At 40.7% G+C, this 9,403-nt stretch carries 14 protein-coding genes and 1 pseudogene; 3 read left to right on the top strand and 12 right to left on the bottom strand.

Features of this window, described 5'->3' with window-relative positions; translation table 11 throughout:
- The 4 genes and pseudogenes from PHP90_RS12830 to PHP90_RS12815 form a co-directional block, all read right to left on the bottom strand.
- Nucleotides 1-122: pseudogene (locus PHP90_RS12830) on the bottom strand (Na+/H+ antiporter NhaA); the annotation flags it as partial.
- A gap of 67 nt (nt 123-189) precedes the next feature.
- Complete coding sequence (locus tag PHP90_RS12825) at nt 190-1,323, bottom strand: tyrosine-type recombinase/integrase (protein WP_299930676.1); 1,134 nt, start codon at nt 1,321-1,323, stop codon at nt 190-192.
- Complete coding sequence (locus PHP90_RS12820) at nt 1,320-1,637, bottom strand: hypothetical protein (RefSeq protein WP_299930674.1); 318 nt, start codon at nt 1,635-1,637, stop codon at nt 1,320-1,322. The genes PHP90_RS12825 and PHP90_RS12820 overlap by 4 nt, the downstream gene beginning before the upstream one ends.
- Nucleotides 1,631-2,020, bottom strand: a complete 390-nt coding sequence (locus tag PHP90_RS12815) for a hypothetical protein (RefSeq protein WP_299930672.1) — start codon at nt 2,018-2,020, stop codon at nt 1,631-1,633. The genes PHP90_RS12820 and PHP90_RS12815 overlap by 7 nt, the downstream gene beginning before the upstream one ends.
- A 204-nt stretch (nt 2,021-2,224) precedes the next feature.
- Between PHP90_RS12815 and PHP90_RS12810 the strand changes: the two genes are divergently transcribed.
- A complete protein-coding gene (locus PHP90_RS12810) occupies nt 2,225-2,977 on the top strand; it encodes a hypothetical protein (protein WP_299930670.1) in 753 nt (250 codons plus the stop codon).
- Between the two features lie 7 nt (nt 2,978-2,984).
- Here the strand turns inward: PHP90_RS12810 and PHP90_RS12805 are convergent, their stop codons facing one another.
- The 6 genes from PHP90_RS12805 to PHP90_RS12780 all read right to left on the bottom strand — a co-directional run bounded on the left by PHP90_RS12805 (nt 2,985) and on the right by PHP90_RS12780 (nt 7,720).
- A complete protein-coding gene (locus tag PHP90_RS12805; protein WP_299930668.1) occupies nt 2,985-3,905 on the bottom strand; it encodes a hypothetical protein in 921 nt (306 codons plus the stop codon).
- A 379-nt stretch (nt 3,906-4,284) separates the two neighbouring features.
- Nucleotides 4,285-4,824 (bottom strand): hypothetical protein, encoded by a 540-nt coding sequence (locus PHP90_RS12800; RefSeq protein WP_299930666.1) that lies wholly within the window; start codon nt 4,822-4,824, stop codon nt 4,285-4,287.
- Between the two features lie 122 nt (nt 4,825-4,946).
- Entirely contained in the window at nt 4,947-5,753 is an 807-nt protein-coding gene (gene istB / locus PHP90_RS12795) for an IS21-like element helper ATPase IstB (RefSeq protein ID WP_299930664.1), read from the bottom strand.
- Complete coding sequence (gene istA, locus PHP90_RS12790) at nt 5,750-6,844, bottom strand: IS21 family transposase (RefSeq protein ID WP_299930662.1); 1,095 nt, start codon at nt 6,842-6,844, stop codon at nt 5,750-5,752. Before istA ends, istB begins: the two co-directional genes overlap by 4 nt.
- 163 nt (nt 6,845-7,007) lie before the next feature.
- A complete protein-coding gene (locus PHP90_RS12785; protein WP_299930661.1) occupies nt 7,008-7,274 on the bottom strand; it encodes a hypothetical protein in 267 nt (88 codons plus the stop codon).
- Nucleotides 7,274-7,720, bottom strand: a complete 447-nt coding sequence (locus tag PHP90_RS12780; protein ID WP_299930660.1) for a hypothetical protein — start codon at nt 7,718-7,720, stop codon at nt 7,274-7,276. Before PHP90_RS12780 ends, PHP90_RS12785 begins: the two co-directional genes overlap by 1 nt.
- Before the next feature lie 106 nt (nt 7,721-7,826).
- On the opposite strand from PHP90_RS12780, the gene PHP90_RS12775 reads away from it, so the two are divergent.
- Both PHP90_RS12775 and PHP90_RS12770 read left to right on the top strand, forming a co-directional pair.
- Nucleotides 7,827-8,333: a hypothetical protein gene (locus PHP90_RS12775; RefSeq protein ID WP_299930659.1), complete on the top strand. Its 507-nt coding sequence runs from the start codon at nt 7,827-7,829 to the stop codon at nt 8,331-8,333.
- A 1-nt stretch (nt 8,334) separates the two neighbouring features.
- Entirely contained in the window at nt 8,335-8,742 is a 408-nt protein-coding gene (locus PHP90_RS12770) for a hypothetical protein (protein ID WP_299930658.1), read from the top strand.
- Here PHP90_RS12770 and PHP90_RS12765 read toward each other — a convergent pair.
- Nucleotides 8,739-8,921, bottom strand: coding sequence for a hypothetical protein (locus PHP90_RS12765; protein WP_299930657.1), 183 nt, complete (start codon nt 8,919-8,921; stop codon nt 8,739-8,741). The two genes, PHP90_RS12770 and PHP90_RS12765, sit on opposite strands and share 4 nt — an antisense overlap.
- Entirely contained in the window at nt 8,906-9,262 is a 357-nt protein-coding gene (locus tag PHP90_RS12760) for a hypothetical protein (RefSeq protein WP_299930655.1), read from the bottom strand. Before PHP90_RS12760 ends, PHP90_RS12765 begins: the two co-directional genes overlap by 16 nt.
- Nucleotides 9,263-9,403 lie beyond the last annotated feature (141 nt).

Here is a 9,403-nt window from a genome sequence, read left to right as displayed (position 1 = left end):
TACAATGAATGTTCGAGCTCATGGAAGTGGTGTTGATTATTTTTCAGAGGGATCAGTAATCCTAGTATGACCCCTGCGAGCGTCCCATGAACCCCTGATTTCAAAACGGCTATCCACAAAATAATTCTCGTTTAGTTAGAGAACCCTTAAACCCCTCGTAAAATAGGGGGTTCAAGATTTTACTTTCGATTAACTTGCCAATTTACCAGTCTTTGAAGCAGAAATTTGTTCCTGAATCATAACACTTAAATCTTCAAAATTTTCTTTTTGAAGGTCCAAAGTTCCATACGCTTTTTCAATCATTTTCATATCTGTATGACCTGTATTATTTGTCACGAGCAATGGATTCACTTTTGTACTCAACGCAATAGATACAAACGTGTGTCTTGTTGCGTAAGGAGTTCTGCCTTCAACTTTTATTTCTGCTTCCAAAAGAGCTTTTTCCCATTCTTCTCGAATCCAATCTCGTTTTGATTTTTTAACATTTGAACGATCAACAATGTGATCATTCAAATCCATGGGAAGTTCTCCAAGTAAACTCCAAATGATCGACGGCACTTTACTTGAATAGGCAGGTTTATGCTTATGCGTTTTCAATTGGGCGCCTTCTTGATCAAAAGTGATGTTGTACTGCTTATTAACATTGATGATATTATTTTCAATATCCAAATCTCCCCGCTGAAGGCCTAACACTTCACCATGACGAATCCCGGTAAAAAAAGCCAAAATCAAAAACTTTCTAAATTCACCGGATGTGACATGAATCATACTCATCACTTCATCTAAAGAAAACGGTTTCATTTTCGCTTCTTTTTCTCTTTTAGGGCGTGTAGCAAGTGTGACGGGATTTCTATCAACACCCACCTCCTTATTTTTAATTGCTTCGTCAAATGCAAGGGAAAGAGGTGCCAAATAAGTACTGATTGTTTTTTGGCTTTTTTTATGTTTGATTGCCAAATCATCAATCATTGTTTCTATCTGGCTGGTGTTGTACTCAGCAATAGGTCTATCACCAAGCATCTCTAAAGCTTTTTTGGTTCCTGAAGCATAAGTTGCTTGTGTTGAATCGCTTTTACCTCGATTTTTTGCATTTTCCAAAACTTTATTGAGATAATATGAAAGCTTGCGAGCCACAGCTGTTGGATCACGTCCCTCTACGAGAGCAGCTATGTATTTTGGAATGATAAACTTGTTGATATGAGTGCGGTTGCCTGGAGTATCTGGCAAACCTGTACTTCTCACTACAGGTTGCCCATTAAACTGATAACTTGTATAAAGTCGGCTACTACCCGGCTTTCTGACTATTGTAACGTTGTAATTCATGATGCGATTCCTTTTCTCTTTTCAAATTCTTCGAGCCAAAGGTTGTCGCGGTGCCAGAGAATAGTAGCATTTTTTCGATTAGATTTTTTTCTGATAAAATGAAACCCCTCTATGTATTTACCCTCTTCAATCCGTTTCCGTAATGTTGATTCAGATTTTAATCCTAATAATCTCGCGGCATGTGCACTATTTAAAACAAAAGGATTCATCTGCAAGATTAATTCATTTTGCACCGTATGCATGATATCTCTGATATATGGTTCCATCATTTCTTTCAGAACAGGGCCCATTTCTCCAAATTCAAGCTTTAACATTGTTTCTCCTCATAAGATATAAATTTTATTGGTTTGATGTGATTCTCGTAACTATCATCAAACAAATTTTTGAGCTCATTAACATATCTATCCATTAGCCATCGAGCCGCCGATTCTGTACTTTCCAAATGATTTGCCAAAGTACTTTTCCCAAAATTGGTATTCCATATCCACAAAGAAAGCTTTTTTCGCATTTCATCTTCCATAAATAATGCATAATCATCAACATGACATGAAAGCCAGTACCATGAATGGCTTTTTGAAAGAATTTCTCTTGCAAATTCACGGCCAGCTCCACCTGAACCCCAAAACGCATGATTTGGATTACACGCTATTGCATTCACAAATTCATAAGGATTTGGATATTTTTTAGCAAAAAGCATCGAATATATATCCTTCGAACGATTTATATGCAAACAATGCCCTTATCTCAATTCATGATATAATTCAATTTGAAACATCATTTTCGTTTATCAGAATAAGCATTAAATGAATTATTGATTCATTTTAATATAATATGTTTCAAATTGAATTATGAATAATTGCTTAAATTGTCTTTATTTTAACTTGACTTATAAAGGTACGTAATGGATTTAAATAATGTATCAGTAGTTGTTGAAAATCTGAAAAAACTATTTCAAAAAAAATCAGATACGGAAGTTGCTGATGTATTAACCATCCCAAGAACATCATTATCTACTATTAAAAGTCGTAATGCAGTTGGTACTATGTTTGAAAAAATTGCTACTATTGAAAAAAGTATCTCATTAGACGCAATATTTTTGGCCAAAGACGATCAAGAGGTTGAATGCTATTCCTTAGCCAATAAGGCTGTTCTTATTGCTCAACATGACCCAGTAAAATTACAAGAGCTATCAGATTTATTAGAACACTATATTACTATTAATAATACTCTTAAAGTGATTTTACCATTGATTCAAACTATAAAGGGAAAAAATTTTATTACAAAATTATCAGAAATGTGGACTGGTAATGGTGAAAGAATGCTTATTGTCTTATCACGTTATTTATCTCATCTACAAACTGTAACTTTAGACATGGCACACCCTAAGGAAAACTTTCTAAATGCATTAAAACAATTCGACATATCTTATAAAATTAAATTGCCATTTTTTGATGATATAGACACAGGTATTATCAGTGAACAAGATCGTGCGAGATTAATCCTGTGGGCAGAAACAAATTTAGATGATGTTTCCTGCTATGATATGATCACAGCGAATTCTAAAATTCTCGAAGTCGTAAACAACGAACTAAACATCCTAAATAATGCAGTACTCAAAAAAACAGGTATGAAACCAACTATATCAGTTCGATAATCAATTTTTACGTCAAATAATGAGTGGTGATTTTGGCCCGATTATGCTTCATCTCCAAGCTAACCGCTTGGAGACTCTGCTCATAGGTATGTCCCGCTTTCATGTACTCTTTCATCCGTCGTTGGGCGAAGGCGTATCGGAAACCATGACTCCCTTCCCCTTTGATTCCAAGATTCTCACACGTACGGCGAATATCGGCAGTGTACTTTTGGCGATCGATCTTGAATTGGCCGTACTCTTCAATATGTTCTTTGAGCCAGTTGTAAGTAGGGGTAAGCACCATCAGCATTCCTTCGCGGCCGCCTTTCTCTTTAGACCATATCTGTCCGATTGTCACTCCGGTAATCGGATCGATACAATAGCCGCGTAATTGCTCTTTTTTGATGATCCCCACCGCCTCGATTCTTCCCCCGCTCTGCCATTGTACGTCACCGGCCAAAGTGAAGCTTGATTGCGAAAGTGAATTAGCTACGATATCTGGTCTTTGATACGCTCTATCATGATAGTTATCGGCCACCATTTCAAGATTCCGTGCACTATCGAGAACGATCTGACGAATTGAGAAATCGTAATAGCGCTCTTCACCGTATTTTTGTTTGGCATACAGAGTAAGTACCGTCTCCAGTTTCCCTAATGCCGCCGATATACGTGCGAGATAGAGTTTGGAGGGGCGTTCGAGCACTTTATAGATCATAAAATCACGAATGTGTTCTTCGTCGATCTTTTCGACATCATTCAAATGAAATTGCTCTTTGAGAAAGAATAGGAGCTGTAGCCAGGTCTGTTTATAGGCGTCCATGGTCTTGTACGATGAAACCTTGCCGAATGAGGGATGTTTTGGATCGATACGATCGGTCTTTTTAGCCCCCGCTTCGAAGATGAGGGGAATGAGTTCATGAGTGACGATATGATAAGGTGAACCCCGCATTGGGTCTCCTGTTGTGTAAAGTATGAAATTGAGCGGAATAAGCTGCCGCTCACAGCAAAGGGTTAAGTCAATACGCTGTTAAATTGAACGAGTAACGCTGAATCTCGGCTCGGTATTTATAGATGAGAGCATCATCGTTTCACGTGTGTTGTGTTTGGAAAGTCAAATGCTAACATGTCCTGATGCGACACAGCGTATTCGCAAAAAATGAGCGCGTTTGCTAAAAACGCCCCCGTTTCTATTTTGGAGAAGGCGAGGATTTAAAAGCCCGTAATATGGGAACTTCGTGGATGAGATGAAACACTTTGGTGAAATGGGAAATGAAACGGTGATGAAATGATTTATGAAACGGCTCCGTTAGATTTTTGGAGCCATTTTTTTAGTATTTTAGATGAGTCGACATCGGCGCAAACACTTTTTCGAACCGTTTGGGCAGATAAGGGATCGGATAAGGGGTGATAGTTTTGGGGTTGTTCACATGAAAAGTATCCGAGGAGAAACGACCTTTGCGTTTGGCGATTTCAAGCGCCTCATCGACGGTTATAAAGTGAGATGTCCCTTCCCAAAACTCTTTGATCATCATGATGATAGTGAGCCGGTCATGATTCTCTAAATCCACCAATGCGTAATTGGCTACGGTGAGGATACGATCCAACGGTACTTTCATATCGCTTCGGATTTTATATGCAATTACCGGGATCTCTTTGAATTCATCCATGATACCGATGAAAAACAACCACGTCGCCAACATCAGGTGGGGATTATTCGATGGGTTTAGATATTCGAATGTATCGAGTGTGATTCCGCACAGACCGACGGTGGTAATCGCGATCTCGTCTTCCCACTCATAGACAATCGGAAACGGATGATAAAACGTTGCATTGCGAAACTCATCGAGCATCGATAAAACCTGCACCATTGCGCCATACCACGGTTCTTTGTGTCAAGCGACATTTAAAAATGACCATCTGCGCCAGATAAAAATGACCAGTTTGGTGTGAGCATTTCACTAAAAAATGGTAGTTTTTTTGGTGGTTATTTTTAAGCGTCCTCCTTTGGTTTTGGTTTGATTTTCGGAGGGGTTGGTAATGAGATAAATCCCTCTTTCTTTTTATCTTTGAGGCGGAATGAATCACCTTGGATATTGACGACGACACTGTGGTGTAGCAGTCGATCCAGGATAGCGGTTGTTATGATGGCATCATCATTGAATATCTGTGTCCATTTGCTAAACGGCAGGTTAGAGGTAAGAATTGTTGAACCCCGTTCATAGCGTCTTGATATGACTTGGAAGAAGTGATTAGCATCTTCACGGTTCATAGGAAAGTAGCCGATCTCATCGATGATAAGAAGCCGAGGCATCATGACGATACGTTTGAGGTATTCGTTGTAACGTTTGGCTTTTTTAGCCTCCTGCATCTGAATCAGAAGATCGGACGCGGCAATAAACTTGGTCTTGATACGGCTTTGGGATGCGATGACACCCAGTGCGATAGAGAGATGGGTTTTACCGACACCACTGGAGCCTAAAAGGATGATATTTTTTGCCTCTTGGACGAACGATAGTCCTGATAGTTCCATGATCTGCTGCTTATTAACCCCTAACAAGAAATCGAAATCGTATTCTCCCAATGTCTTGATAGCGGGGAATCCCGCAAACTTCATCAGTGTTTTTGCACTGCGTTCGTCTCTCCCCTGTGCTTCGATAGCGAGAAGTTGTTCGGCGAACTCTGAAAAGCTCATTTCACTCTTTGAAGCTTGATCGATGAGATGGGAGCAATGTTCTGCAATAAAGGGGAGTTGTAAACGATTACACAGTTCGGAGATTCGCTCATTTGGATAACTCATGCAATACTCCTAACAACGCTCATAAGTGCTGTAGGGATCAACATATCATAGTAATCGAGTGATAGTGGCGGTTCCTTGCTCTTTTTCTTTTTAGGGGTCAACGTATTGGTCGGGATGGGACGCGGGGGCTTGGTGTTGGCAAGTTGCAGTTCTTCGTGTATTCTGAGGCTTGCAACGGTGTAATCGATAAACGGCAAGCTCATCAATTTATCTCGTTCTACCTCACTTAACAGATCAATCGGTTTGGCAAAAGTGCTTTGGTGGATACGAGCATTTGCTACATTATCGAGCCATTTAGCAACTTCGGCGTTGGCAATCTCTTTGGTTAGGGTGAGGGAACGGAGCAATAATTTCGCTTTGAGAGGCTGATGGAAGCTGTGACGCAGATAACGGTTGAATCGCTCCACTTTCCCTTTGGTTTTTGCCCGATACGGTCTACACATCCGAATCTCGAAACCGTAGTGTTTGGCAAAATCTTGAAACAATGGATGAAACCGATGTTTCCCTTTGCCGTAATAGTTGCGCTGAAGGATAACGCTCTTCATGTTGTCATACAGACCCTCTCGAACCACACCGCCGAAATACTCAAAGGCGTTTTTATGACACTCGATCAATGTCTCAACTTTCTCATCGCTGACGTATTCGACATAGGACATTCGTGAATACCCCAGAGTTGCCACAAACGCCGATATTCCCTCTTTGGGAAACTCGACCCAATCGACTTGCATTTGGATACCCGCTTCGGTTTCAAACCGGATTAGCGGTTCTTCTTTTTTCATCGTATCCGCACGCAGTTCCCATGCGGCAATAGAGCGTTGCAATGTCCGCAGACTTCCCGTATACCCTTGGCGTTTGATCTCTTCATAGACCGATGATGCGGGGATAATATCGCCTGAGCGTTTACCCGCTTCGATCATCTCGTATGCCATTCCGATAAACGGATCGGCTTGGCTCCCTTTGGGGGAACGAACCTGTACCGGTCGTACACCATCGGGTAGTCGCAAATACTTCTTGACGGTATTGCGGCAAGCTCCCACTTGTCGAGCAATTTGGCTGATACTCAGCCCTTGCTTCTTTAACTTTTTTATCATCCTATATTCTCCGGGTATAAGCACAAACCGCAAGCCTCCTCTATCTATTCAAAAAAAGAGAACCTTACTACGATTCTTCTCTTGATTCAAATAGTAATTTGCTTACGATTTCAAATAAAAAATGCTTATCCCAATCTAACCACTTTTATATTCCTCTAAGTGGTCATTTTACCGTGTCGTTTGACAGTTCTTTGTAAGGGTGTCCGTTTTGAAGAACGTGTTTGACGTATACTCTCTTGATTCGCGGTTCTAAAAACTGTGATGCAAGATAGAGTGAAATCATTTTTTCGCTTGAGGGTTTTGCATGAAATCGGTCAAATTCAGGACGTCGTTCCTGATTCTCAACAGGAGCTCGGCGCTCCTTAAAATAGGCATATCCGAATATAAGGACAATTCCCGCCACGGTTGAAAGGAGTGTTGTCGTATCCATCAGTTCAACATCCCCGCTTCTTGTAATAATCTCGCCCACACTTTGGGTTTGCGCTCTTGACTGGTGCGAACAAAGTGGGTGATGTTCATGTGGGAAAATACCGCCGCTTGAAGCTTGTCGTGAATAGTGAGCGCATCGCTTCGACCGATTAGGATCGTCTCTTTGGTGTTGGGGATTTTTAATTCCAACATCCTTGCTTCTCGCTCAGCATCTCCATCCGTAGCGACATATTTTGGTTTGAAAAATCGATTATTCTCATCCGCTCTATCGAGCTTAGCCAACTCGATTCGTATTTGTATGATATTGGTTGCAGTGTAAGCGACGAAATTGTTTTTCCACAGTATCGCTGCATGTTGCAACAGGTCATTGTGCTTTCCCTCAAAAGGGATGTAATCGATGACGACGTAGAGGTTGTGCCGTTTCATGAGTTCGATTTTATCTAGCATGGTGTTCTCCTTGAATGGTGGTTTCAGTTCTATTCATAATTTGTTGTTTTTTGAAAAATTGGGAAATTATGAATAGAGGTAGAGAAACATTCAAAAGGAGCATTACATGTCATTAGTCGATAACGTCAAAGGGCTACTCAATATGCCCAAATTCAATCAGGACCAGATCTTCCGTCACTTCGCGAGATTGGAGAAACCTGAACGGATTACAGTACTGGAGAAACATCGCGCCATGCTGTTTCATCTCAAAAACGAAAAACTCCCCTACCCGATCACCGAAATATCATATGTCGCGCTGCTGTTCGCGATTGTCCATTATAGAGAAGAGCGTAAAAAGCTCGCCAAACACAATTACGATGGACTGTCACTTGAAGAGATCGGAGAGCTCACCGCATATGAAGCAAAAATCTATCAGGCCAAACATGAACGTCCTTCTCCTAAAACCGAGGATGTGATGAAGTATTGGGGAACGGTCGTTTATTTGAAAAACAAAGGGTTCAGTTTTAGCAATATCGCCGGTGTATTGGAGGATCGTCACGATGTAAAAGTATCGAGTGCAACCCTCTGTCGTGTGTGGAAACGGATGCAAGAGTTAGAAAAGTTGGGGGAATAATATGAATCCATTACTCATTTTAATTGCACTAACAGCACTTCTCAATGGCGGTTACTATGGATGGAAGTTTTTTCAAGAGAACTCTTGGAATTCCCTTCTTCAAAATATCTCTCAATGGTATGACGGTCTCTGGGATGATGCATCCGTATTATGGTTCCTATTGATCGTTTTTCTAGTCGTTGTGGTTCCCAAAGTGATCATTTCAACTATTCGTGATAACCGATGGTATAAATCGCTACCAACCTCTTCGGAATATTCGAATAAATATCTCAAAGATAAAAAGGGGAACGGATTTCAATGCAGAAAATGCGGATCCAAAAGTATCCGTAACTGGGGACGTGCAGGTGCACAGGATTCAGAGCGTATTTTTATCTGCAATCATTGCGGATCACATTTGTATCGAAACTAAAAAACCTTCTCAACCCACTCCCGCACTGCGGGGTGATCCTGAAATCGAAAAATAAATAATCCTACGATCAGCAGAAATAATGTGAATCCCACAACACTCATTTGACCAAAAAGATAAGCCGCCAATGCAATGAACAGCATAGCGACGGTAAAAGCAAATGCGATCATGGACGGTTCCATGCATTTCCGGTATTTTTTTCGTACTCTTTTTCCATATGACAAAAGTCACAGAGGTTCTCGCTACTCATGCTACCAATCGGATTGAGCCCACACCCACGACACATCATCGTTTTTTCCCAGAACTCAAAATGGCTCGCAATGGCATCACCCATATCGTAGATCTGTTTGTACGCCAGCTCACGGGTAGGATGTGAGGATGTCGTAATAATCTCTAATCCGATATGGCGTTTGTAAAAGAGATCCAGGACGAACGCTTCATCGTCCGATTCGAATGTCGTGACACAAACATCGACTTTTTTAGAAATACGACATTTGGGACGGATAAATAGATTCCAAAACATGTATTTACTCTATAGGGTGTAAACCTACAAAGGGATTTTTCTTCCCATGCGCTTTAAAGTTTGCTTAAATTGATTCTCTGAGTCTCTACAAATCATTTTTCTATTTTAGATTCAATCATGGATACAGATAACGCTTTTATC

The sequence above is a fragment of the Sulfuricurvum sp. genome (assembly GCF_028712165.1).
In the GTDB taxonomy this organism is placed as follows: domain Bacteria; phylum Campylobacterota; class Campylobacteria; order Campylobacterales; family Sulfurimonadaceae; genus Sulfuricurvum.
The sequence above is the reverse complement of the archived record's forward strand: the minus strand, read 5'-3'. Positions and strand labels throughout refer to the sequence as shown.